The sequence below is a fragment of the Gracilibacillus xinjiangensis genome (assembly GCF_042651765.1).
Taxonomy (GTDB): Bacteria; Bacillota; Bacilli; order Bacillales; family Amphibacillaceae; genus Gracilibacillus; species Gracilibacillus xinjiangensis.
In genome coordinates this window covers 1,205,706-1,228,192 of the sequence record NZ_JBHSDT010000008.1, presented here as the reverse complement: position 1 = coordinate 1,228,192, position 22,487 = coordinate 1,205,706, and the positions used below count along the sequence as shown (strand labels likewise).

Annotated in this window: 26 protein-coding genes; 19 read left to right on the top strand and 7 right to left on the bottom strand. The window is 35.9% G+C overall.

Features of this window, described 5'->3' with window-relative positions; translation table 11 throughout:
• Positions 1 to 37 precede the first annotated feature (37 nt).
• From ACFOY7_RS17550 to ACFOY7_RS17540, 3 genes are read right to left on the bottom strand one after another with little or no spacing between them, the layout of a single operon-like run.
• Positions 38 to 466 carry a BrxA/BrxB family bacilliredoxin gene (locus ACFOY7_RS17550; RefSeq protein ID WP_390253922.1) on the bottom strand — a complete coding sequence of 143 codons (429 nt, stop codon included), beginning with the start codon at positions 464 to 466 and terminating at the stop codon, positions 38 to 40.
• 60 nt (positions 467 to 526) lie between these two features.
• Entirely contained in the window at positions 527 to 2,269 is a 1,743-nt protein-coding gene (pabB, locus tag ACFOY7_RS17545) for an aminodeoxychorismate synthase component I (RefSeq protein WP_390253920.1), read from the bottom strand.
• Complete coding sequence (locus ACFOY7_RS17540; protein ID WP_390253918.1) at positions 2,270 to 2,866, bottom strand: anthranilate synthase component II; 597 nt, start codon at positions 2,864 to 2,866, stop codon at positions 2,270 to 2,272.
• A gap of 279 nt (positions 2,867 to 3,145) precedes the next feature.
• Between ACFOY7_RS17540 and ACFOY7_RS17535 the strand changes: the two genes are divergently transcribed.
• The 9 genes from ACFOY7_RS17535 (at position 3,146) to ACFOY7_RS17495 (ending at position 11,003) form a co-directional block, all read left to right on the top strand.
• Positions 3,146 to 4,099 (top strand): ABC transporter permease, encoded by a 954-nt coding sequence (locus tag ACFOY7_RS17535; protein ID WP_390253916.1) that lies wholly within the window; start codon positions 3,146 to 3,148, stop codon positions 4,097 to 4,099.
• Positions 4,089 to 5,042 (top strand): iron chelate uptake ABC transporter family permease subunit, encoded by a 954-nt coding sequence (locus tag ACFOY7_RS17530; RefSeq protein ID WP_390253914.1) that lies wholly within the window; start codon positions 4,089 to 4,091, stop codon positions 5,040 to 5,042. Before ACFOY7_RS17535 ends, ACFOY7_RS17530 begins: the two co-directional genes overlap by 11 nt.
• Complete coding sequence (locus tag ACFOY7_RS17525; RefSeq protein WP_390253912.1) at positions 5,039 to 5,809, top strand: iron ABC transporter ATP-binding protein; 771 nt, start codon at positions 5,039 to 5,041, stop codon at positions 5,807 to 5,809. Before ACFOY7_RS17530 ends, ACFOY7_RS17525 begins: the two co-directional genes overlap by 4 nt.
• A gap of 217 nt (positions 5,810 to 6,026) precedes the next feature.
• On the top strand, positions 6,027 to 7,088 hold the full coding sequence (locus tag ACFOY7_RS17520; RefSeq protein WP_390253910.1) for a siderophore ABC transporter substrate-binding protein: 1,062 nt from the start codon (positions 6,027 to 6,029) through the stop codon (positions 7,086 to 7,088).
• 284 nt (positions 7,089 to 7,372) lie between these two features.
• Entirely contained in the window at positions 7,373 to 7,840 is a 468-nt protein-coding gene (locus ACFOY7_RS17515; RefSeq protein ID WP_390253908.1) for a chemotaxis protein CheX, read from the top strand.
• Positions 7,841 to 7,876: 36 nt separating this feature from the next.
• Entirely contained in the window at positions 7,877 to 8,344 is a 468-nt protein-coding gene (locus ACFOY7_RS17510) for a chemotaxis protein CheW (RefSeq protein ID WP_390253906.1), read from the top strand.
• A 15-nt stretch (positions 8,345 to 8,359) separates the two neighbouring features.
• Positions 8,360 to 8,716 (top strand): response regulator, encoded by a 357-nt coding sequence (locus tag ACFOY7_RS17505; RefSeq protein WP_390253905.1) that lies wholly within the window; start codon positions 8,360 to 8,362, stop codon positions 8,714 to 8,716.
• Between the two features lie 155 nt (positions 8,717 to 8,871).
• A complete protein-coding gene (locus ACFOY7_RS17500; RefSeq protein WP_390253903.1) occupies positions 8,872 to 10,032 on the top strand; it encodes an acyl-CoA dehydrogenase family protein in 1,161 nt (386 codons plus the stop codon).
• A gap of 68 nt (positions 10,033 to 10,100) precedes the next feature.
• On the top strand, positions 10,101 to 11,003 hold the full coding sequence (locus ACFOY7_RS17495) for a M14 family metallopeptidase (RefSeq protein ID WP_390253901.1): 903 nt from the start codon (positions 10,101 to 10,103) through the stop codon (positions 11,001 to 11,003).
• On the opposite strand, the gene ACFOY7_RS17490 is transcribed toward ACFOY7_RS17495, so the two are convergent.
• From ACFOY7_RS17490 to ACFOY7_RS17475, 4 genes are all read right to left on the bottom strand, one after another.
• Entirely contained in the window at positions 11,000 to 12,145 is a 1,146-nt protein-coding gene (locus ACFOY7_RS17490; RefSeq protein WP_390253900.1) for a glycosyltransferase family 4 protein, read from the bottom strand. The genes ACFOY7_RS17495 and ACFOY7_RS17490 overlap by 4 nt on opposite strands.
• Positions 12,146 to 12,353: 208 nt before the next feature.
• Positions 12,354 to 12,761: a Fur family transcriptional regulator gene (locus tag ACFOY7_RS17485; RefSeq protein ID WP_390253898.1), complete on the bottom strand. Its 408-nt coding sequence runs from the start codon at positions 12,759 to 12,761 to the stop codon at positions 12,354 to 12,356.
• Complete coding sequence (locus ACFOY7_RS17480) at positions 12,758 to 13,630, bottom strand: metal ABC transporter permease (protein ID WP_390253896.1); 873 nt, start codon at positions 13,628 to 13,630, stop codon at positions 12,758 to 12,760. The genes ACFOY7_RS17485 and ACFOY7_RS17480 overlap by 4 nt, the downstream gene beginning before the upstream one ends.
• Before the next feature lie 15 nt (positions 13,631 to 13,645).
• Positions 13,646 to 14,398 carry a metal ABC transporter ATP-binding protein gene (locus ACFOY7_RS17475; RefSeq protein WP_390253894.1) on the bottom strand — a complete coding sequence of 251 codons (753 nt, stop codon included), beginning with the start codon at positions 14,396 to 14,398 and terminating at the stop codon, positions 13,646 to 13,648.
• A gap of 226 nt (positions 14,399 to 14,624) precedes the next feature.
• On the opposite strand from ACFOY7_RS17475, the gene ACFOY7_RS17470 reads away from it, so the two are divergent.
• The 10 genes from ACFOY7_RS17470 to sufB all read left to right on the top strand — a co-directional run bounded on the left by ACFOY7_RS17470 (position 14,625) and on the right by sufB (position 22,129).
• Positions 14,625 to 14,981 carry an arsenate reductase family protein gene (locus tag ACFOY7_RS17470; protein WP_390253892.1) on the top strand — a complete coding sequence of 119 codons (357 nt, stop codon included), beginning with the start codon at positions 14,625 to 14,627 and terminating at the stop codon, positions 14,979 to 14,981.
• Positions 14,982 to 15,023: 42 nt separating this feature from the next.
• Positions 15,024 to 15,407, top strand: coding sequence for a glycine cleavage system protein GcvH (gene gcvH / locus ACFOY7_RS17465; protein ID WP_390253890.1), 384 nt, complete (start codon positions 15,024 to 15,026; stop codon positions 15,405 to 15,407).
• Positions 15,408 to 15,547: 140 nt separating this feature from the next.
• Entirely contained in the window at positions 15,548 to 15,898 is a 351-nt protein-coding gene (locus tag ACFOY7_RS17460) for a toprim domain-containing protein (RefSeq protein WP_390253888.1), read from the top strand.
• 11 nt (positions 15,899 to 15,909) lie between these two features.
• Positions 15,910 to 16,233 carry a thioredoxin family protein gene (locus ACFOY7_RS17455; RefSeq protein WP_390253886.1) on the top strand — a complete coding sequence of 108 codons (324 nt, stop codon included), beginning with the start codon at positions 15,910 to 15,912 and terminating at the stop codon, positions 16,231 to 16,233.
• A 199-nt stretch (positions 16,234 to 16,432) separates the two neighbouring features.
• Positions 16,433 to 16,585 carry a hypothetical protein gene (locus ACFOY7_RS17450; RefSeq protein ID WP_390253884.1) on the top strand — a complete coding sequence of 51 codons (153 nt, stop codon included), beginning with the start codon at positions 16,433 to 16,435 and terminating at the stop codon, positions 16,583 to 16,585.
• A gap of 353 nt (positions 16,586 to 16,938) precedes the next feature.
• Complete coding sequence (sufC, locus tag ACFOY7_RS17445) at positions 16,939 to 17,724, top strand: Fe-S cluster assembly ATPase SufC (RefSeq protein ID WP_390253882.1); 786 nt, start codon at positions 16,939 to 16,941, stop codon at positions 17,722 to 17,724.
• A 17-nt stretch (positions 17,725 to 17,741) separates the two neighbouring features.
• Positions 17,742 to 19,049, top strand: coding sequence for a Fe-S cluster assembly protein SufD (gene sufD, locus ACFOY7_RS17440; RefSeq protein WP_390253880.1), 1,308 nt, complete (start codon positions 17,742 to 17,744; stop codon positions 19,047 to 19,049).
• Entirely contained in the window at positions 19,049 to 20,269 is a 1,221-nt protein-coding gene (locus tag ACFOY7_RS17435) for a cysteine desulfurase (RefSeq protein WP_390253878.1), read from the top strand. The genes sufD and ACFOY7_RS17435 overlap by 1 nt, the downstream gene beginning before the upstream one ends.
• On the top strand, positions 20,259 to 20,702 hold the full coding sequence (sufU, locus tag ACFOY7_RS17430) for a Fe-S cluster assembly sulfur transfer protein SufU (RefSeq protein WP_390253876.1): 444 nt from the start codon (positions 20,259 to 20,261) through the stop codon (positions 20,700 to 20,702). The genes ACFOY7_RS17435 and sufU overlap by 11 nt, the downstream gene beginning before the upstream one ends.
• 29 nt (positions 20,703 to 20,731) lie before the next feature.
• The gene (gene sufB, locus ACFOY7_RS17425; protein WP_390253874.1) at positions 20,732 to 22,129 is read left to right on the top strand and encodes a Fe-S cluster assembly protein SufB; all 1,398 of its coding nucleotides are present in this window, start codon (positions 20,732 to 20,734) and stop codon (positions 22,127 to 22,129) included.
• Positions 22,130 to 22,487 lie beyond the last annotated feature (358 nt).

Below are 22,487 nucleotides of genomic sequence, written 5' to 3'. Positions count from 1 at the left end.
TTTATAAATAAAAGGTTCCGTTTTGCTGCAAACATACTTAACAATATTTGTTATAAGCCTCTGTTAAATGGTTAACGATTTCTTCTACTTCATACCCTTCAATTTGTTCACGTGGAATAAAGTGCTGTAACTTTCCGTCTTTAACAATAGCCATTGATGGGGAAGAAGGTTCCACGTCAGTAAAATAGGAGCGCATTTGAGCTGTTGCTTCACGGTCTTGACCAGCGAAAACAGTTACCACTTTTTGTGGCTTTTTATTACTTTCTAGTGAAGTAATTGCAGCTGGTCTGGCTAAACCTGCTGCACATCCGCAAACAGAATTAATCACAACTAAGGCTGGTTCACTGTTCTCTTTCATAAATTGATCCACTTCTTCAGGCGTTGTCAATTCTTCAAAACCTGCATTAGTCAGTTCCTCTCTCATCGGGCGAGCAACTTCTCGCATATATTCTTCATAAGCATTCATACTAATATGATCCTCCTTAAATGATTCAATCCCTGCTAACAGCATTTTAACAAAATAAGGTCAGGCAGACGAATTATTTGTTTGCATTATATTCACCTGTAGCCAACCTCTTACACTGTTTATAAACCAAACTTGCTCATAGCTGTCTATATCTTCTTTCCTAATCTGCTTTTCTTCTAAAATCTTTTCTTTAATTAGCTTTGAGCGCATTATCCCATTAAGCAAGCCATCCGTAATTGGTGGTGTATAAAACTTTCCACCCTTTTCAAATACAACATTGCCGATGGTAAACTCTGTTACGTATCCACTTTCATTCCATAATAATGTAGTCATATAGTTTTTTGGCAGCTGATTATCAAATTGCTGATAAGTTTCCCGATGGGTTGTTTTATGATATAAAAAAACATTGTCGGAAGATACTGCCTTATTTGCTATACTCGCGTTAACTGGTTCGATTATTTCCCTGATTGATACTGTGTTTATTTGAATCTCTCCATTTTTAGCAACAATTAATCTTACTTTATATTTACCACTAGGATATTCCTTTGCAGTGTCGGCTAAAGCGCTAATAATATTTCCTTTATTGTATTCATAAGAAAAGTACGTTGAAGAGTCTTCTAATCTTTTTATATGATATTCAAGTAACGGATAAATCCCATCTTCCAATAAAATCGATTCTAATAAGGAAAAGGATGGCCGGTTTTCTTTTAAGAAAGCCGCTTTTTGCATCCCTTCTTTAAATTCATCTTCACTGGATGAGTTCCATGTTACACCACTTCCCGTACCATATAAAGCTTCTCCGGTTTGACTGTTAATCCAAACGGTTCGTATAGGAACATTAAAAATTGCCTGCCTGTTTGGTCCAATCCAGCCAATTGCTCCACAATAGATATCACGAGGTGTTGTTTCCATTTCTGCAATATGCTTCATTGTTGCTACTTTAGGTGCACCTGTTATAGAACCGCAAGGAAATAATGCGTGAAACCAATCCCATACTGTTGTATCTTCTTCTATTTCAGCTTCAATGGTAGAGGTCATCTGATGGACAGTAGGGTATTGCTCGATTTCAAATAATTTCTTTACATTTACACTTCCTGGTTTTGCTATCCGGCCAAGATCATTTCTTAATAAATCAACAATCATCACATTTTCCGCCTGGTCTTTTGCTGAGAACTTCAATTGTTCTTTTAATATTAAATCATCTTCTAAAGTTTTTCCTCGTTTTATGGTTCCTTTCATCGGTTTCGTCGTAATCCTTCCATTGTTCACATGGAAGAAGAGCTCAGGTGAAACAGATAAAATTTGATAATTCTCTATACTTAAATAAGCACAATAAGAAGCGGATTGGTTTCTTAAAAGCTGCTGATAAAATGAATAACTGTCACCATTAAATTGAGCTTTTAACCTTGTTGTATAATTTACTTGATAGGTGATACCTTGTCCGATTAATAATTTGATTTTTTCTATCATTTCCTTATATTTTTCATCTCTAATGGTATTTTTCCATTCGGATAATGAATAAGGCAGATGCGCATGAGTTTTCTTTATATCTGTTCCCTGTTCAAAAACCCCAAACCATACTAAAGGAAGGAGAGACTGGTCATGTACTATGTAACTATCATCGAAGGCTGGTGCGGCTTCATAAGATACATATCCGGCAACATAATAGCCATTATCGAGAGCATGTTCCACTTTCCTGAAGGCTTTTGGTACACTTTCAATGTCATTTGCTGTAATAACCTCGATTGGATTTGTAAATGTTTTTTCCATACCGTTAAAGTCAAACTGTAAATATTCCTCCAATTACAACACATCCTTTTGATAATCCACTTGTTTTATCATTCGCAAACTATTTCTAATCAACTCGTAACCATATTCAGTGAGAATTGCCTCTGGATGGAATTGGACTCCTTCTACTGGTAAATGTTGATGTTTCACTGCCATAATCGTTTGATCATTTGTTTGCGCTGAAACCAAAAGATCTTTAGGGAGATTGCTTTTTCCTGCAATTAAGGAATGATATCTTGTTACATTAAACATTGGAGGAAGACCATTAAATATACCAATATTCTTATGGTGAATCCGGCTAGTCATCCCATGCATTGGCTGATTGGATGGGAAGACGTTTCCGCCAAAAAATTCAATAATGATTTGCATTCCTAGACAAACACCAAAAATTGGGGTAATTTTATGGAAATGTTCTAACACTGCGAACGAAATACCGCTATCAGCAGGTGAGCCTGGACCTGGGGATAAAACCAGAAGGGTAGGTTTTACGGATGCAATTTGTTCAATTGTTGTGGAATCATTTCGGTAAACAATAACTTCCTCTTCCATTTGCCGGTAATATTGGACCAGATTATATGTAAATGAATCATAATTATCAATAACAACGATCATTGGGCTTTCCTCACTTTTAATAATAGAATTACTATTTATTATAACTTAATTAACATAGGTAAAAAAGGTTTCCCATTTTTTTCCAAGATGTATATGAAGAAAGAATAGTTCCTTCATTTAAATTAGGGTTGAAGTATAGGAAAAGGTGCGTTCCATTACGGTTAATAGCATATTTTCTGTTGACATGCTCTCCTACTTTTAATATAATGAATGACATACTTGGAATGATAATCATTTTCATTTGTTGAACAAGAATAAAAGATGTTATGAGGATTACATATGAGACTATGGATATTAATAATCGCAATGATAGTCCTTTCATTTATATCGCTATTTATTGGTGCCATTGATATCAGAATTAGTGATTTGCTTGATTGGAATTCGGAAGAAACACAAATTTTCCTGATCAGTCGAGTGCCGCGGTTAATAGCAATTATATTGGCAGGGGCTGGAATGAGTATTGCGGGTTTAATAATGCAAGCATTAAGCAGAAACAAATTTGTATCCCCAACAACTGCAGGTACGTTAGATGCAGCAAAACTAGGAATCTTGATTTCTATGTTATTTATTACAAATGTAACATATACTCAGCAAATTATTTTCAGTTTTGCATTTTCATTAGTTGGTACATTAGTTTTTATGCAAATTTTAGAACGGATTAAGTTTAAAGATGCCATTTTCGTCCCATTAATCGGAATTATGTATGGGAATATCCTGTCATCTATTACAACGTTCTTTGCGTATGAAGCAGATCTTATCCAGAATATTTCTGCATGGTTAATGGGGAGCTTTACATTAATTATGGCAGGCCGTTATGAATTGTTATATATAAGTATTCCTGCTGTTATTTTGGCCTATCTTTATGCAAATAAATTTACTGTTGCAGGTATGGGAGAAGAGTTTGCGAAAAACTTAGGTTTGAGTTACAAAGTTGTATTAAATATTGGTTTAATCCTTGTCGCTATTATTTCTACAACTGTCGTACTTACTGTCGGGGTTATCCCCTTCTTAGGTTTAATTGTCCCAAATATTGTATCAATTTATTTAGGGGATAATTTACGTAAAACAATCCCGCATACTATGTTGTTAGGGGTTGTCTTCCTATTATTATGTGACATTATTGGCCGGATCATTATTCACCCATATGAAATTCCAGTCAATGTTACAGTGGCAGTAATCGGTAGTGCGATCTTCTTAATTATGTTATTTAGGGGGAGAGCATATGCGAAATAGTACGAAGTTGATCCTGTTATTTGTTTTAGTAATTATATCCGTTTTACTTTATGGATTTTACGATATCAAGGGTGGATTTGATTATGCCTTTCCAAGGCGTATGACACGTGTGGCGGCAATGGTCATTACAGGGGTTGCCATTTCATACTCCACCGTGGTTTTCCAGACAATCACACATAATCGGATTTTGACACCGTCTGTTATGGGATTAGGCTCTATGTATGAGGTAGTACAAACATTAATATACTTCTTTGCTGGATCAATGTCGATATGGATAGTAAATAAATATTTGAATTTTGGTGTTGCTATTATTGCAATGGTATTATTTGCATTAATTTTATACCGTTTCTTGTTTCGTGCAGATAAGCATCCCATTTACTTACTATTATTAATTGGAATGGTTATTGGAACACTATTAGGGAGTTTAGTTACATTTTTACAGGTATTGATTGATCCAGTCGAATATTTAGGGTTGCAAACATTGCTATTTGCATCCTTTACAAAAGTTAAGGCAGAGTTATTATATATTGCAATAGGTATTTTGCTCATCTCTTTTATTTATGGTTCTTTTATTATGAAAAAGTTGGATGTTATGTCACTTGGTCGAGAAAATGCGATAAACCTTGGGATCAATTATGACCGAATGGTAATGAATATATTAATTTTATCGTCAGTTCTAATCGCCACCTCAACAGCACTTGTGGGACCTATCACATTTTTTGGTTTAATTGTTGCAAACCTTGCATACCAATTTTTCCATACCTACAAGCACTCCATTTTAATTCTTGGTGCAAGCTTGTTTAGTATTGTTGCATTAGTTGGCGGTCAATTTCTTGTAGAACATGTCTTTGAATTGAGTACAACAATAAGTGTTATTATTAATTTCGTCGGTGGGATTTACTTTATATACTTACTATTAAAGGAAAGTAGGGCTTCAAGATGATTGAAATTAAGGGATTAACGAAACAATTCGGAAGAAAACCTGTCGTAGAAGATGTATCGGTAACTATTGAGCAAGGTAAAATAACTTCGTTTATCGGACCGAATGGCGCGGGTAAATCTACACTTCTTTCAATGGTGAGCAGATTGTTGGATGCAGATACTGGGGAAGTATTACTTGATAAAAATAACGTAAAAAAGTGGAAGTCAACAGAGTTTGCGAAACGTGTTTCAATTTTGAGACAAGCAAATTTTATTAATGTCAGACTTACAATCCGTGAACTTGTTGCATTTGGCCGCTATCCTTATTCAAGAGGACGCCTTTCAGAAGAAGATAACCGATTTATAGAACAGGCAATTGAGTATATGAACTTAACAGATATACAAGATCAGTTCCTGGATGAGTTGTCCGGTGGTCAAAAACAACGAGCGTTTATTGCTATGGTAATTGCACAAGATACAGACTATATATTACTTGATGAGCCTTTAAATAACCTGGATATGAAGCATTCCGTTCAAATTATGAAGATACTCCGCAAACTTGTAGATGAATTAGGCAAAACAGTTGTCATTGTATTACATGATATAAACTTCGCATCTGTCTATTCAGATCGTATTGTTGCATTGAAAAATGGTAAGCTTGTTAAAAACGGGACAACACATGAAATTATTAATTCAAAAGCTTTACGTGATATTTACGATATGGATATTCCAATCCAAGAACAAAATGGATGCAGGATTTGTGTCTACTTTAATTCACATACGTCATAAAATAAAACTTGAAGAAAACGGCCTGGAAATAAAGTTTATTACGAATAATCTTTTTTCTATCGGCCGTTTTTAATAGATTGAAATAAAAAAACAAATAAATGAAAAAAACAGCAAAATAATGTTGACGATAATGTTTGATAATTGTATAATGATAATTGTTATCAGTGATAATGATTATCATTATTAAAAATATAAGATTACATAAGGAGAGAGAAATATGAAGAAATGGCAATTAGCTATACTATTTTTAGTTTTAACATTAATGCTTGCAGCTTGTGGATCTGATGAAGAGTCACCAGCAGAGGGAGCATCAGACGATGCAGCGGCAACAGAAGGTCAAGCATCGGATAATAAGGCAGCTGAGGATGAAACGGCAGATGAGAATGGATCTTCTTATCCAATGACTATTACTCCAACAGTTGCAGAATCTGAAGACAGAGATGGTACAGCATATGCATTTGATGATGTAGAGTTTGAATCAATGCCAGAAAGAATTGTAGTTTTTGATTATGGATTCTTAGATACATTAGATGCACTTGGTGTAGAAGGGATCGTAGGGGTGCCTAGCGGCTCACCATTACCATCTCATTTAGAAGATTATGGATCTGATGAATATACTAATGTCGGTACATTAAAAGAACCATTACTAGAAGATATTGCTGCATTAGAACCTGATGCAATTTTTATCTCTGGTCGTCAAGCCGCATTTTATGACCAATTAAAAGAGATTACACCAAATGTAGTTTTTGTTGGTACTCAACAGGATGACTACTGGAATACCTTCTTGGAGTCAGTAGACATTGCAGCAAAAATATTCGGTAAAGAATCAGAAGCTGAAGAGTATGTTGCTAAATTTGACACCGCTCTTGAAGAAATAAAAGAATTAGCTGGAAACTATGAAAATAGTTTGGTTACAATGTATAATGAAGGCAGCCTGTCCGGTTTTGCAAATAACTCTCGTTTTGGGTACATTTATGACGTATACGGATTCCAGCCAGTAACAGAAAATATTGATTCTTCATCACATGGTTCCAACTTCGGTTTTGAAGCAATTTTAGAATTCGATCCACAAGTCCTATTTGTCATCGATCGTACAGCAGCTGTAAATGGTGAATCTAATATTGATACGGACATGGAAAATGATATCATTAAACAAACAACAGCATACAAAAACGATCATATTTTATACTTAGATGGTGCTCTCTGGTACTTAAGCGGAGGCGGTTTACAATCTGAGCTAGCGAAAATTGAAGAAATTAAAGCAGGGTTAAGTAAATAATTCATGGAAAAAGACTTACCGGAAAGTCAGAAACAACTGACATTCCGGTAGTCTTTTTTTTATTCAATAATCTCTGCATATTTATTAACTGTTCATATGTTACGTTGGGGAGATTTTCTTTGAGTATGGGTAAGCCTATCTATTGTAGTGCGACAAAACTAGATAATGTATGACTATTTTTCTATAAATTATAGTTGTGTATTGAATGATAATTAGGTAATATGGATTATGAGGTATTATTTTATATTACTACTATTATTTAAAAGGTAAGGGGAAATGTATGTATGACGACACCTGCAGAAGGAAACATGAATGAAATAATTAAAGAACTTTATAATGGTTCAGTACAATCTATTAAAAATATCATACCGGTTAGTCATCAATTCGATGCACCAAAATTATCAACAGAACCACTCCCCGTAAAATATGGTGTACTAATTGGGTTTAGTGGTACATTTAAGGGAGATTTACTTATTCAGGCACAACATAATGTATTTAGTGCAATAGGTGAAGCGTTATATGGTATGCAATTAACAGAAGATATGCTCGACTCCTTTTCAGGAGAATTAGGAAATATGATCGCTGGAGGTCTGTCGACTCATTTAGCTAATGCAGGGATCGAAACAGACATTACCCACCCAACTATAATTAGCGGGGAAGCAAAGTTAAGCGGGTTTAAAAGAGTACTGGAAGTGCAAATCCAATACGAAAAAATTGGCGGCATGACTATGTCATTATTGTTAAATCAATAAAAATACTAATATTAAATAAATAGGCGGGTGAGTTAAATGCAAGAAACGTTAACAAAAACGATTATTTTCAAACTGAATAACCAGGAGTATGGAGCAAATATTGCTCAAATACTATCAATTGAGAAATTACAAGAAATTGTAGCATTACCTCAAACCTCAAATTTTATTAAGGGGATTATTAATTTACGTGGGGCTGTAACACCAATTATTGATTTACGTACAAGGTTAGGAATGAACCAAATTGACGAAACAGAACAAACGAGAATTCTGATTGCAAAAGTGAAAGAGGTTCAAGTTGGATTAATTGTAGATGAAGCTACAGATGTGATTGATATTTCTCCCGAAGTAGTTGAAGAAACACCTGAACTAGTAAACGATGTGGATCATCGCTATTTAAAAGGTGTTGCTAAGTTAGAAGATCGAGGAATGCTTCTGCTTTTAGATTTAGATCATGTACTAAGCAATGAAGAATTAACAGAAGTACAACAAGTTGCACAAGATTAATGGAGGTTTAAAAAAATGGCACAAGTATTAATAGTTGACGATGCCGCATTTATGAGAATGCAATTGAAGAATATTTTTACAAAATTAGGACATGAAGTAGTTGGAGAGGCAGAAAATGGTCTGCAAGCAACAGAAATGTATGAGCAGTTAAAACCAGATATTGTTTCAATGGATATCACCATGCCTGAAATGAATGGGGTAGAAGCAACAAAAGAAATTAAGAGCAAAGACAGCAATGCTACAATAATCATGTGTTCTGCGATGGGACAACAGCAAATGGTATTAGATGCTATTAAAGCGGGAGCAAAAGATTTTATTGTTAAGCCATTTACAGAGGAACGTGTAAAGGAAACTTTAGATAAGTTATTATAGGTAAAAAAAAGCGATTCTATCATTGATAGAGTCGCTTTTTTTAAATAAATGATGAATGCTTCTGATGGAAATTTTACTTTTTGAGTAGATTATTGGTAAATTACTGAGTGCTTCGATATCATTTAATGGAAGTGACTTAAAGGAGGTTAATGAAAATGGTTTTTCAAAATCATTTTGTACAGACAGAGAGACAAAAGAAGTTAGTGTTGCGAGCTAATGACTTAGCAGAGAAAATTAAACATAGAAGACAGCAAGCAGATCAGGATGCTTCTATTCCTATAGAAAACCTTGAAGATTTACGAAATGACAAATATTTATCATTAACCCTGCCAAAGGATTACGGTGGAGAACAATTAAGTTTGTATGAGTTTCTGTTAGTTCAGGAGAAATTAGCCGAGGGTGATGGGGCAACAGCTCTATCTGTTGGATGGCACCTAGGTGTCATGAAGGAACTAAGTGAGGAAGGACTATGGGAGAAACAAATATTTGACTTCCTTGCTAAAGAGGTTGGAACAAAGCAAAAATTAGTAAATCGTGCTGCCACAGAACCAGCAACCGGCAGTCCGACACGTGGTGGTATTCCTGAAACGAAAGCAGTCAGATCAGGAGAACATTATATCATAAATGGAAGAAAAACTTTTACGACAATGGCGTTAGTCCTCGATTATTATATTGTAACAGCATTTTTGGATGACCAAAATGCAGTAGGATCATTTCTTATACCGAAAGATACTGATGGTCTGTCTGTTAATAAGACATGGAATACACTAGGCATGAGAGGCACAGGAAGCGATGATTTACTGCTTGAAAATGTAAAAGTGCCAGTTAAGTTTCTTGTGGAAGTAAATCAAAAACCGAAAAGACCTGGTCCAAAAGGATGGTTATTGCATATACCTGCGTGTTATTTAGGGATTGCAATGGCAGCAAGAAATGACGTTATTGAATTCGCTAAGACGTTTCAGCCAAACAGCTTAAAAACACCAATTTCAGAAGTGGAACATATACGACAAAAGGTCGGACAAATTGACTTGAAATTAATGCAGGCACGTCATTTTATGTATGGGGTCGCTGAAAAGTGGGATAAAGCTCCAGAAAAGAGACCAGAATTAATTGGGGAACTTGGTGCAGTAAAAGTCATTGCAACGAACTATGCAAATGAAATCGTGGATTTAGTTATGCGTATTGTTGGTGGGAGAGGATTAGCTAAAACTATGCCTTTTGAACAATATTATCGTGATGTTAGAGCAGGTCTCCATAATCCGCCAATGGATGATATGGTTATTCAGATGCTTGCAAAGAATGCATTTGGTCAGTAACTCTAGGCACTTCCACAAGTTATGAAGCATACAATGCAGTATAACATGAACTTGTGGGGAGTGTTATAATGGGGAACATTGTCAATCCAAAACAAGTATATCGTTATACACAGTTACTAGATGACATCAATTTATTGACAAGCAAGTATGACAGTCTTGAGAAAAGAGTAATTGGATATTCTGTTAATCATCGTAAACTTATTGCCTTAAGATTAGGAACAGGGAAGAAGGCTGTCATGCTAAATGGGGCACATCATGCTAGAGAGTGGTTAACCTCTGCCTTGTTAATGAATATGGCAGAATATTATTGTAAACGCCATGAAGATGAGGAAGAAATCAGAAAACTGTTCAAAGAAGTTTCCCTCTGGTTTGTCCCAATGGTTAACCCTGACGGTGTCACACTCGTCCAGGATGGGGCAGATCAGTTTCACCAAAAAAATGAGTTGATAAAAATGAATGATGGATCTGTACATTATGATGGATGGAAAGCTAATATCCGCGGAATTGATTTGAATCGTCAGTATCCAATGGACTGGGAAACGATTGACGATCAAATACGTAAACCTGCTCCAGCAATGTTTAAAGGGAAGAAACCTTTAAGTGAACCTGAGGTGAGGTCATTATATCAGTTTTCGCTTGAACATAATTTTGCTTTTGTTGCATGTTATCATTCCTCAGGTGAGGAAATATTCTGGCAGTACAAATCAAGTGGTGCTGTTTATGACTCAGCAAAAAAATTAGCAGAAAAGCTTGCCGCTTTGACAGGTTATCGATTAGTTGAACCAGGTCCTAATCCGAGTGGCGGGGGATTTACCGATTGGTTTATAATGGTACAGAAGCGGCCAAGTTTTACGATTGAAATTGGACCATATGTTGGACCGGTTCCTGTACCATTGCACTATTATGATAAGATTTGGAAAGAGAACAAAGAGGTGGGTCTATTATTGGCGAAAGCATGCTTACAAAATTAAGCGTGCTTTGTCGCTTTCTTCTCTTCATGAATGACTTCTTGGTATCCGGCAAGCAATTCTTCGAAACGATCTTCCCACCTTTGTTTCATTGCGTATCGCACAGCGTTTACCCCTAATTGGCAGCGCCATTCACTATTATCAAGAATGTCGGTAATTGAGTTCATATAATCCTCCTGGTGGTTTGGCCGACAAAGGAGTCCTGTAAAACCTTCTTGGATAATAGTGCTAACCCCGCCAGCATTTGCACCTACAACTGGTGTTCCGCAAGCTAATGCTTCTAGTACAACATTCCCGAATGTTTCACTTTCAGATGGAAATACAAATAAATCACTTGCAGACACAATAGGGGCGACCTCTTGTTGCGGCAAAAACCCGGTAAACGTAACATTTTCCGTTTTGTTTTCCTCCAAATATTGTTTAGTGGGGCCATCACCGATAATAATCCAATGAATTTCTTTATTTAAACGCTTTGGCAGGTTTTTGAATAAATAGACAAGTGTCTCAATGTTTTTTTCCGGAGCAAGCCGGCCAACATAGCTTAATAAATATTTTTCTTTAATATTATATTTGGAACGGGTCTCTGAATGACTGTAATGTGGGTGGAAAATAGATGTGTCTACACCTCGCTTCCATATTTGGATGTTAGGGAAGTTCCGTTGGTGCAGCTGATCAAATGTGTGGGCAGATGGTACAAAAATACGTGCCATTTCCTGATGGAACCATTCCATATAACGCCAGAGCGGTTTAGATAACAAAGATAAATGATAATATTGTAAATAATGATCAAAATCCGTATGGTAGGAGCCAACAAGGGGAATATTCAGCTTTTTGGCTAATTGTAACCCGCATAATCCGATAGAAAAAGGTGTTGCAACATGGATAATATCTGGATTAAACGACAATAGTAAATTGCGAATTTCAGTTTTCTTTGGAACGGAAATTCTACATTCTTTATAAAGGGGAAAAGGGAAACTTGATTGAGGGTATATTTGATCTGTTCCTGCCTCGTTCCTTGTTCTCTTTGGAGAAATAATGATATAAGAATGATTAGTTTTATCCAGATACGCTGTAAGTCTTCCTAAAGTTTTAGCAACCCCATTTACATCCGGGAGAAATGTATCCGTAAAAATGGCGATTTTCATATTGTCACATCCCTTCAAGTGAGTCCTTTCACTCAAAGGATATGTCGAAAATATGTAAAGAACAACTGATTTGTGTTAAATATTTGTAAAAAAGATATTAGAAAGTGAAAGAATCACAAAAGAAAACCGACCTATGAATGAAATAAAGATTCATTCAAAGGTCGGCTTTTGCTTTGGCTAAAACTCTTTTGTCCAGCATCATGCTGAATTATTGACATGAAGGGCAGAAACCATAAATTTCGAACTTATGGTCTTCAATCATAAATTGTTTTAACTCTTCATTAATTTGTTCCATTGGACAGTGGTGGATTTCTTTTGTTATGCCACAACTTTTACAGATAAAATGGTGGTGGTGATGGTGATCGCATTTTAAGCGAAAGTGTTTCTCCCCATTAAGCTCTGTAGATTCTAATATACCTAATTGATCAAATAAATGTAAATTGCGGTAAATGGTATCAAAGCTAATTCCTTCATAGTCTGGTTCCATGTTTTCTTGAAGGTCTTTTGCGGTACGATACCTATTTTCACTAACAAAAAAGTTAATTATATGCTCACGCTTTTCAGTAAATTTATACCCTTTTTGTTTCAACAAGTCTAGTGCTTCTTGTGTATTCATTCTATCACCTCATCATCGACTCGATGTTTTCTCCCCATCAAATGGTTGACAACCTTCTTGCAAACAATAGTGACTATCAATAATATAATTAATAACATGACGATCGTTCCACCTGGTGGAATTTCTAAATAATATCCGCTTATTAATCCTAAAATTACAGCTGCTTCTCCATATATTATCGCATAAATGATCGTTTGTTTAAATCCTTTTGCAATTCGAATACTAGCAGCAACTGGTAAAGTCATTAACGAAGATACAAGTAATACACCGACAATACGTATTGATGCTGCAATTACGAGGGCAGTTAATAAGATAAAGATAAAATGAATAATCTTTGAATGAATGCCTGTCACGTTTGCATGTTCTTCATCAAATGAAAGTAAAAAAAGTTCCTTGTAAAAGAAGAAAATCACAGCACAAACCAGAATCGCTATAATAATTATACTGTAGAGATCTTGCCTGCTAACAGCAGAAACAGAACCAAATAAATAGTTATACAAGTCTGTATTAAACCCATTAGCAATAGAGATAAAAATGACACTCAAACCAACACCAGCAGACAAGATAATCGGAATCGCTAACTCTTGAAATGCGGAGTAAACACTTCTTAGCCGCTCAATAAATATAGAACCGATGACAGAAAACCCTAATCCTGAGTAAAATGGTGTTAATAATGGTGTGCCTGTCTTTTTCTCTACAAGTAATCCAAATGCAATCCCAGCCAGGGTTACATGAGATAAGGCATCGGCAATTAATGACAATCGCCTCACAACGACAAATGTACCTAGTAATGGTGCGATGATACCGATGATAATCCCGGTGAAAAATGTATTTCTTAAAAATTCATACTCAAAAAAATTAGCTAACATGAAGCTTCCTCCGTCTTAATGTTGGTGTGTTACAAGATTTAAGGGATGACCGTAAAAATCTGATAACTGTTCTTTAGATAATGATTTAAAGGAACTTGGGTTTCCGTGGAAATGCAATGTCTTATTCAAACATACTACTTGTGATGCATGGTGAGTCATTGTTCCAATATCGTGTGTAACAAGTAATAATGTTATCTTCTCTTCATTTAACTCATGTAATAAGTCAAAAAACTTTTCCACATTTTCTGCGTCAACCCCTACTGTCGGTTCATCTAAGATTAATAGCTTTGGTTCACCAACAAGTGCCCTAGCAATAAAAATACGTTGCTGCTGCCCACCAGATAAGTTACCGATATTTTCATTTCTGTACTCTGACATTCCAACATGTTCAATTGCTTGCTCTATTTTTAATCTGTGTTGTTTAGACAATCGTTTAAAGTAACCGAGTTTAGCAGTTAATCCCATTGCAACGACTTCTGTTACTGTTGCAGGGAATCCGCGATTAAAACTGTTTGCTTTCTGTGATACATAACCAATATTGTTTTTTTGCTTATATTTTTGTATAGGTACACCAAATAATGATATCTCTCCACTTGATGGTTTTTCTAACCCTAACAATAATTTAATTAACGTTGTTTTACCACCACCATTGGGTCCAACTAATCCAATGAATTCTCCTTCATTTATTTGGAAATTCACATTTTCTAATGCTTGCCTGTGTCCGTAATGAAAATTTACATTTTGCATATCAACAATGGTACTGACCATAATCAATTCTCCTAACTTGTACAACGTATAACTCTAAGTTACTATATTTTATCGTAATGATTACGTTTTGTAAATCAAATGAAATGATTCGTTTAAAGATAATTAGAGGAAGTAGGTGATAGGGACTATTATCTTTCTCTTATGCGAGGATGTTATCTTATTACTTGCTTAATGTTGAAACGATTCGGTAAAATAATGGCAACAAGCTTGATGGAGGAATTATATAATGGCATTGCAGTTTTATTGGTACCCTAAATGTGGTACATGCAGAAAAGCAAAAAAATGGTTAGATGAGAATGAAGTTACATATGAGACAATTCACATTGTGGAAAACCCGCCTGCAAAAGAACAATTAGCAAATATTATTGAAAAAAGTGGCCAGCCAATTAAAAAGTTTTTTAATACAAGCGGGAAGAAATATCGGGAATTAGGTTTGAAAGACAAGTTAAAAGATGCTTCTGACGATGAAAAGCTAGACTATCTAGCATCTGACGGCATGCTAATCAAACGGCCATTAGTTGTAGGAGAAGATCAAGTAACACTAGGATTTAAAGAAGAAATATTTGACCAAACTTGGAAATAGCATTTATATTAAAATAGACAGTAAAAAATGGAGGTATGAATCGTGAATTTACCAAAAGAACTATTATATTCTGAAGAACATGAATGGGTAAAAAAAGAAGATGGGAAAGTAAGAGTTGGTATTACTGACCATGCACAATCAGAACTAGGGGACATAGTATTTATTGAACTGCCGGAAGTAGGCGATACGGTAGAGGCTGATGAACCATTTGGCAGTGCAGAATCTGTTAAAACAGTATCTGAATTATATGCTCCTGTTAGTGGAAAAGTAGTGGAAGTAAACGAAGAATTAGAAGATAGTCCAGAACTAGTGAATGAATCACCATACGAAAACGCTTGGATGATTGTAATAGAACCTAGTGATGAAGCAGAACTTGATGATTTAATGTCTGCAGAAGATTATGAAAAAATGATTAATGAAGAATAATAAACTTAGCATTCGCATCTGTATTGCGAATGCTAAATTTTTATAGCGTTCCTTAATTAGTCATAACTTCACTATTTTGTTCCATACAATAAACTAAGCTATTGTTAAATAGCATGCAGTCTGATGAAGTAGGTGAGCCAATGCTTAATTTAGATTCGAAAGTAATTATTGTTGAGGGTAGATCAGATAAGGAAAAGGTGAAAAAACTCGTAAATGATCACGTCGAAATTGTCTGTACAAATGGAACATTGGGAGTAGAGCGGCTAGAGTATCTAATAGAAACCTATAACATGGACTATAGAGATGTCTATATTCTAGTTGATGAGGATAACGCTGGAAAGAAACTTCGGAAGCAGTTGTCAAAGGAACTTCCGCATGCCACACATATATATATTGATAAAGCATTTAGAGAGGTAGCTGCAACGCCAGAATCAGAATTGGCGGTTGCATTAGTATCTTCTCATATTATGATAAACCCTGATTATTTATAAAGGTGATGATGATGCAAGATATAAAAGAGGAATCATGGAATGATCTGAATGGTGAAAAAGCAATTATTTTTATACACACACCATTTTGTGCAACATGCCAATTAGCGGAGAAGATGTTGCATGTAATCGAACAGGCAGAAACATCTCGAAAAATATTTCGAATGAATGCATCTTATTATCCAGAATTTATGAAAAAACATAAAATCGAAAGTGTCCCCGCTCTTGTATTATGGGATGGACATACTGTTCAGGAGAAATTATATGCGATGGAGTCAGTAACAAAGCTCTTTGAGGTAATTGAACTGTGGGATCAAAAGTGGAGGATAACACAATAAGATAAAGCATTCAGGATTAATTTTGGTTATATATTCGTTGTATTAATGATATCCTTTCACATTAATTATATGATGGTCATAACGGAAGAAATCACATTTTGGTCTTCTGGCAGATAATGTTACAATTATCTTGTCAAACAAATGAAAGGATTGATTTATTATTAATGACCAAAAGCTTAATCTAAACTATACAACAGAGATGGAAAAAGCGATGCACCAAACCCACGGTGTTGGATATGCAGAGTATAGTCGTAATCTGGAGAAGAGATTAAGTGTTGAAAAAGAAAGAGAAGATAGTTATATAAAAAGTCAGGAAGTTATTCAAGATATAGAAAGATTAGTTCATCGATAATTAAAATAAGAACAGCAGTTCCACGAGAAAGTGAAGCTGCTGTTCTTTTAATTATATATAGTAAATAGCTAAAAGCAACAAGAAAACACGTATACTGAGTGACATTACCTTCTGTGTATCCATATTAAACTGCTGATGTCTGGCAATGAGAGAAGATCGAGTTATTGATTATGAAGTGGTCTTAATCGATAATATCTCATTTATTGTGGTATAATATGATTCAGTGGATATAAGTCGAATAATGGTTGATTATAGATTCGAAATAGTATAAGATTATAATGAGAATAAAGTGAGAATGAATTTAATTCCACTTGATGTCAAGATAATATAAAATGTTCTGGAGGTATGTATTTATGGCAAGTTCAACTTTAGAAATTAAAGATCTTCATGTTGAAATTGAAGGTCAAGAAATATTAAAAGGTGTGAATTTAACAATCAAAGGTGGAGAATTCCATGCAGTAATGGGGCCAAATGGTACAGGTAAATCAACATTAGCATCTGCAATTATGGGTCACCCGAAATATGAAGTAACAAAAGGGCAAATTCTTTTAGATGGGGAAGACGTACTGGAAATGGAAGTTGACGAACGTGCAAAAGCAGGTCTATTCCTTGCAATGCAGTATCCAAGTGAAATTAGTGGTGTAACAACATCTGATTTCTTACGTTCATCTGTCAATGCACATCGTGAAGAAGGCGACGAGATTTCTTTAATGAAATTTATTAAAGAAATGGATGGAGCAATGGACTATTTAGAAATGGATAAAAACATGGCGCAACGGTATTTAAATGAAGGGTTCTCTGGCGGTGAGAAAAAACGTAACGAAATTTTGCAGTTAATGATGATCCAGCCAGCTATCGCAATTTTAGATGAAATTGACTCTGGCCTTGATATCGATGCATTAAAAATTGTATCAAAAGGGATTAACAAAATGCGTAGTGAAGACTTCGGCTGTCTTATCATTACACACTACCAACGATTATTAGATTATATTACACCAGATCATGTGCATATTATGATGCAAGGTCGTGTAGTAAAATCAGGTGGTCCGGAATTAGCTCATCGACTAGAAGCAGAAGGTTATGAATGGATTAAAGAAGAACTAGGTATTGAAGACGAAACTGTAGGACAAAATGCGTAAGGGTTAGGAGGTATTGTATGACTGTGGAAACTAAATTACCGTATGATCAGGATTACATCCGTTCATTTTCTTCAAATAGAAATGAGCCGGAATGGATGCAGGAACTGCGTATTCAAGCATTAGAATTGGCAGATGGACTAGAAATGCCAAAACCAGATAAAACAAGTATAAAGCGATGGAACTTCCATGATTTTAAACATGATGTAAGTGCGGATGACCTCGGTTCATTGAAAGATTTACCTGGTGATATTCAAGTATTTCTCGATATGGAGAACTTAAATGAAAATTTAGTAATTCAACGGAACCAAAGTGTTGCTTACAAATCTTTATCCTCTAAATTAGAAGAGCAAGGTGTTATTCTCACTGATATCCAGACAGCATTAAAAGAACATGGTGAATTAGTACAACGCTACTATATGAAAGATGCTGTGCAAATCGATGAGCATAAATTAACTGCATTGCACACTGCATTAATGAATGGCGGAGTATTCGTTTATGTACCGAAAAATGTAGAAGTAGAAGAACCGCTTCAAGCTATTTTCTGGCAAGAGGATCCGGAAGCTGCAACATTTAATCATGTCATTGTTGTTGCAGAAGCTAATAGTTCCTTAACATATGTAGAAAACTATATTTCAAATAACGAAGATAAAAATGCTGTTGCAAATATTGTGACAGAAGTTATTGCACATGATAATGCGAAAATTAACTTCGGTTCAGTAGACAATTTCTCTAAAGGAACAACTGTTTATGTGAACCGTCGAGGTGTAGCATACCGTGATGCCAAGATTGAATGGAATTTGGGCCAAATGAATGATGGGAACACTGTTTCAGAAAACATCACTCATTTAATTGGAGAAAATTCTTATTCTTATGCAAAAACTGTATCGGTTGGACGCGGAGAGCAAACGCAAAACTTTACAGCTAAAATCGTACACCATGGTAAGCAATCAGAAGGTTATATCTTACAACACGGTGTTATGAAAGAAGCTGCTTCTGCTATCTTTAACGGTATTGGCAAAATTGAACACGGGGCTTCAAAATCCAATGCCGAACAAGAATCCCGTGTACTTATGTTAAGTAAGGATGCGCGCGGTGATGCGAACCCGATTCTTTTAATTGATGAAGATGATGTAACAGCAGGGCATGCAGCATCTGTTGGTCGTGTAGATCCAATTCAATTGTATTATTTAATGAGTAGAGGGATTTCTAAACAAGAAGCAGAAAGACTAATTATTCACGGTTTCTTGGCACCAGTAGTTAAAGAGATTCCGATCCAAGCAGTACGTAATCAATTGACAGAGGTAATTGAAAGGAAAGTGTACTAATGGATATTCGTGCTATTCGTGAGCAATTTCCGATATTAGACCAAGAAGTTAATGGCCATCCGTTAGTTTATTTGGACTCTGCGGCAACATCACAAAAACCGTTCCATGTGATCGAAGCACTTAATAGCTATTATCGAGAGAACAATTCCAATGTTCACAGAGGTGTCCATACATTAGGCACACGTGCAACGGATCAGTATGAAGGGGCAAGAGATAAAGTTAAGCAATTTATCAATGCCTCTTCCACTGAGGAAGTTATCTTCACCAGAGGCACAACTACTGCCATCAATATGATCGGATATGGATATGCTCGTCATTTTCTTAAAGAAGGTGATGAAATTGTCATAACCGAAATGGAGCACCATAGTAATATTATTCCATGGCAACAAGCTGCAAAACATACTGGTGCAACATTGAAATATATTCCGTTAGAAAAAGATGGGACAATTAAGTTAGATTCTGTCCGGTCTACTGTTACCTCCAATACGAAAATTGTTGCAATAACACATGTTTCAAATGTACTAGGAACAGTTAATTTAATCAATGATATTGCCAAGATTGCACATGAAAATGGAGCAATTCTAGTCGTTGACGGGGCCCAAGGGGTTCCACATATGAAGGTTGATGTGCAAAAGTTAGATTGTGACTTCTATGCATTTTCCGGTCATAAAATGTGTGGTCCTACAGGCATTGGTGTGCTATATGGAAAGAAACATTTGCTTGAGAAAATGGAGCCAGTTGAATTTGGTGGAGAGATGATTGATTTTGTTGACCTTTATGATTCCACATGGAAAGAACTGCCTTGGAAGTTCGAAGGTGGTACGCCTATAATTGCTGGGGCAATTGGTTTAGGGGCAGCAATTGATTTTCTTGAAGAAGTGGGCTTAGATCATATTGAAGCACATGAACGAGAAATTGTACAATATGCACAAAACAAATTTGCAGATGTGGAAGGTATAACTATCTTTGGACCAGAACAGCGTAGTGGATTAGTTACATTTAATATTGAAGGGGTTCATCCACACGATACAGCAACAGTGCTTGATGCAGAAGGTATAGCAGTGAGGGCGGGACACCACTGTGCACAACCCTTAATGAAATGGTTGAATGTCACTGCAACGGCTCGGGCTAGTTTCTATTTATATAATTCGAAAGATGATGTTGACCGATTAGTTGAGGGAATCGAACGAGCGAAGGAGTATTTCGGCGATGTCTTTTAATAATTTAGATACACTGTACAGACAAGTTATTATGGATCATTATAAAAACCCGCGAAACCGTGGAACACTTGATAATGAATCTGTTACAATAGATATGAACAATCCTACTTGCGGGGATCGTATCGAATTGCACCTGCAAATTGAAAATGGCATCGTAGAGGATGCTAAATTCGAAGGGGAAGGGTGTTCGATCAGTATGTCATCTGCTTCGATGATGACCCAAGCCATCAAAGGAAGGCAGATTGATGAAGCATTACAGATGTCTACGATTTTCTCTAACATGATGTTAGGCGAAGATGTAGAAGAAGTGGATTTCGACTTAGGCGATATCGAAGCACTCCAAGGTGTTTCCAAATTTCCAGCTCGAATTAAATGTGCTACATTAGCTTGGAAAGCGATGGAAAAAGCAGTAGCGGCCGACAGGAAAGAGTAGAGAAGAAATCCAAAATAGGAGGTAATAATATGGCTAAAAAAGCACCTGAAATAGGCGAATATAAATATGGTTTTCATGATAGAGACATTTCGATCTTTCGTACGGAAAAAGGTTTAACTCGTAATATTGTGGAAGAAATTTCCCGTATGAAAGAAGAACCAGAGTGGATGTTAGAATACCGCTTAAAAGCTTTAGAGCAATTTTACAAAAAACCAATGCCACAATGGGGTGGCGACTTATCAGAACTTGATTTTGACGAGATCACTTACTATGTAAAACCATCTGAGCGTTCTGAACGTTCTTGGGATGAAGTACCAGAAGAAATCAAACAAACATTTGACAAACTAGGTATTCCGGAAGCGGAGCAAAAGTATCTGGCAGGTGTTTCTGCACAGTATGAATCAGAGGTTGTTTACCATAATTTAAAAGAAGACTTAGAAGAATTAGGAATAGTCTTTAAAGATACAGATACTGCTTTAAAAGAGAATGAAGATTTATTCAAAGAGTATTTTGGTAAAGTAATTCCATCATCTGATAATAAGTTTGCTGCACTTAACTCTGCAGTATGGTCAGGCGGCTCTTTCATTTATGTACCAAAAGGTGTAAAAACAGATACACCATTACAAGCATATTTCCGAATTAACTCTGAGAACATGGGGCAATTCGAACGTACGCTGATTATTGTTGATGAAGGTGCGTCTGTCCACTATGTAGAAGGGTGTACAGCGCCAACTTATACAACCAATTCATTACACAGTGCGGTTGTAGAAATCTTTGTTAAGAAGGATGCGTATTGCCGTTATACAACAATCCAGAACTGGGCTAACAATGTATACAACCTTGTTACCAAGCGTGCAACATGTGATGCAAATGCAACAATGGAGTGGATTGATGGAAACATCGGTTCTAAATTAACGATGAAATATCCTGCAGTTATTCTTAAAGGTGAAGGCGCTCGTGGTATGACATTGTCCATTGCATTAGCAGGGAAAGGTCAACACCAGGATGCTGGGGCGAAAATGCACCACTTGGCACCAAATACTTCTTCTACGATCGTGTCTAAATCGATCTCAAAACAAGGCGGAAAAGTAACGTACCGCGGGATTGTTCACTTTGGCCGTAAAGCCGAAGGTGCACGTTCCAATATCGAATGTGATACGTTAATAATGGATAATAAATCAACATCTGATACGATTCCTTACAATGAAATTCTTAATGAAAATATTTCATTAGAACATGAAGCAAAAGTTTCGAAAGTATCAGAAGAACAATTATTCTATCTAATGAGTCGTGGTATCTCTGAAGAAGAAGCAACAGAAATGATCGTAATGGGCTTCATTGAGCCTTTTACAAAAGAACTTCCAATGGAATATGCGGTTGAAATGAACCGTTTAATCAAGTTCGAAATGGAAGGTTCTATTGGTTAAAAGTATAACCTTTGCTGCATATTTTGTAGCAAAGGTTTTTTTATTAATTAATCACTTCTCTCTTACCATTAATAATCCATATCATATTCTTTTAAACATAAAGAGCTATATTTGGCGGCTTTCACTATCTTGTCTCTTTTGATTTCTGGGCTTCCTTATAGGCACTAACCGCATGATTTTATCTCTCTCCATATGTGTACGAGCTGCGCCATAAGCAGAACAAAACCGCAGAAGAATGTCCAGGGTCAGCTCTGGGCAAAAAAGATTTTGAAAAATTACAACAATCATTTAATGAATTGCCTGATAAGCACGGGATGTAAACTTCGGAGAAGGGAAAGAAGTGTTAACGAAGGGATTC

Bases quoted from the DNA above. Each gene is read 5' to 3' on its own strand.
- ACFOY7_RS17550 (WP_390253922.1), bottom strand. From the start codon at position 466: ATGAATGCTTATGAAGAATATATGCGAGAAGTTGCTCGCCCGATGAGA.
- ACFOY7_RS17540 (WP_390253918.1), bottom strand. From the start codon at position 2,866: ATGATCGTTGTTATTGATAATTATGATTCATTTACATATAATCTGGTC.
- ACFOY7_RS17535 (WP_390253916.1), top strand. From the start codon at position 3,146: ATGAGACTATGGATATTAATAATCGCAATGATAGTCCTTTCATTTATA.
- ACFOY7_RS17530 (WP_390253914.1), top strand. From the start codon at position 4,089: ATGCGAAATAGTACGAAGTTGATCCTGTTATTTGTTTTAGTAATTATA.
- ACFOY7_RS17525 (WP_390253912.1), top strand. From the start codon at position 5,039: ATGATTGAAATTAAGGGATTAACGAAACAATTCGGAAGAAAACCTGTC.
- ACFOY7_RS17520 (WP_390253910.1), top strand. From the start codon at position 6,027: ATGAAGAAATGGCAATTAGCTATACTATTTTTAGTTTTAACATTAATG.
- ACFOY7_RS17515 (WP_390253908.1), top strand. From the start codon at position 7,373: ATGACGACACCTGCAGAAGGAAACATGAATGAAATAATTAAAGAACTT.
- ACFOY7_RS17510 (WP_390253906.1), top strand. From the start codon at position 7,877: ATGCAAGAAACGTTAACAAAAACGATTATTTTCAAACTGAATAACCAG.
- ACFOY7_RS17505 (WP_390253905.1), top strand. From the start codon at position 8,360: ATGGCACAAGTATTAATAGTTGACGATGCCGCATTTATGAGAATGCAA.
- ACFOY7_RS17500 (WP_390253903.1), top strand. From the start codon at position 8,872: ATGGTTTTTCAAAATCATTTTGTACAGACAGAGAGACAAAAGAAGTTA.
- ACFOY7_RS17495 (WP_390253901.1), top strand. From the start codon at position 10,101: ATGGGGAACATTGTCAATCCAAAACAAGTATATCGTTATACACAGTTA.
- ACFOY7_RS17490 (WP_390253900.1), bottom strand. From the start codon at position 12,145: ATGAAAATCGCCATTTTTACGGATACATTTCTCCCGGATGTAAATGGG.
- ACFOY7_RS17485 (WP_390253898.1), bottom strand. From the start codon at position 12,761: ATGAATACACAAGAAGCACTAGACTTGTTGAAACAAAAAGGGTATAAA.
- ACFOY7_RS17480 (WP_390253896.1), bottom strand. From the start codon at position 13,630: ATGTTAGCTAATTTTTTTGAGTATGAATTTTTAAGAAATACATTTTTC.
- ACFOY7_RS17475 (WP_390253894.1), bottom strand. From the start codon at position 14,398: ATGGTCAGTACCATTGTTGATATGCAAAATGTAAATTTTCATTACGGA.
- ACFOY7_RS17470 (WP_390253892.1), top strand. From the start codon at position 14,625: ATGGCATTGCAGTTTTATTGGTACCCTAAATGTGGTACATGCAGAAAA.
- ACFOY7_RS17460 (WP_390253888.1), top strand. From the start codon at position 15,548: ATGCTTAATTTAGATTCGAAAGTAATTATTGTTGAGGGTAGATCAGAT.
- ACFOY7_RS17455 (WP_390253886.1), top strand. From the start codon at position 15,910: ATGCAAGATATAAAAGAGGAATCATGGAATGATCTGAATGGTGAAAAA.
- ACFOY7_RS17450 (WP_390253884.1), top strand. From the start codon at position 16,433: ATGGAAAAAGCGATGCACCAAACCCACGGTGTTGGATATGCAGAGTAT.
- sufC (WP_390253882.1), top strand. From the start codon at position 16,939: ATGGCAAGTTCAACTTTAGAAATTAAAGATCTTCATGTTGAAATTGAA.
- sufD (WP_390253880.1), top strand. From the start codon at position 17,742: ATGACTGTGGAAACTAAATTACCGTATGATCAGGATTACATCCGTTCA.
- ACFOY7_RS17435 (WP_390253878.1), top strand. From the start codon at position 19,049: ATGGATATTCGTGCTATTCGTGAGCAATTTCCGATATTAGACCAAGAA.
- sufU (WP_390253876.1), top strand. From the start codon at position 20,259: ATGTCTTTTAATAATTTAGATACACTGTACAGACAAGTTATTATGGAT.
- sufB (WP_390253874.1), top strand. From the start codon at position 20,732: ATGGCTAAAAAAGCACCTGAAATAGGCGAATATAAATATGGTTTTCAT.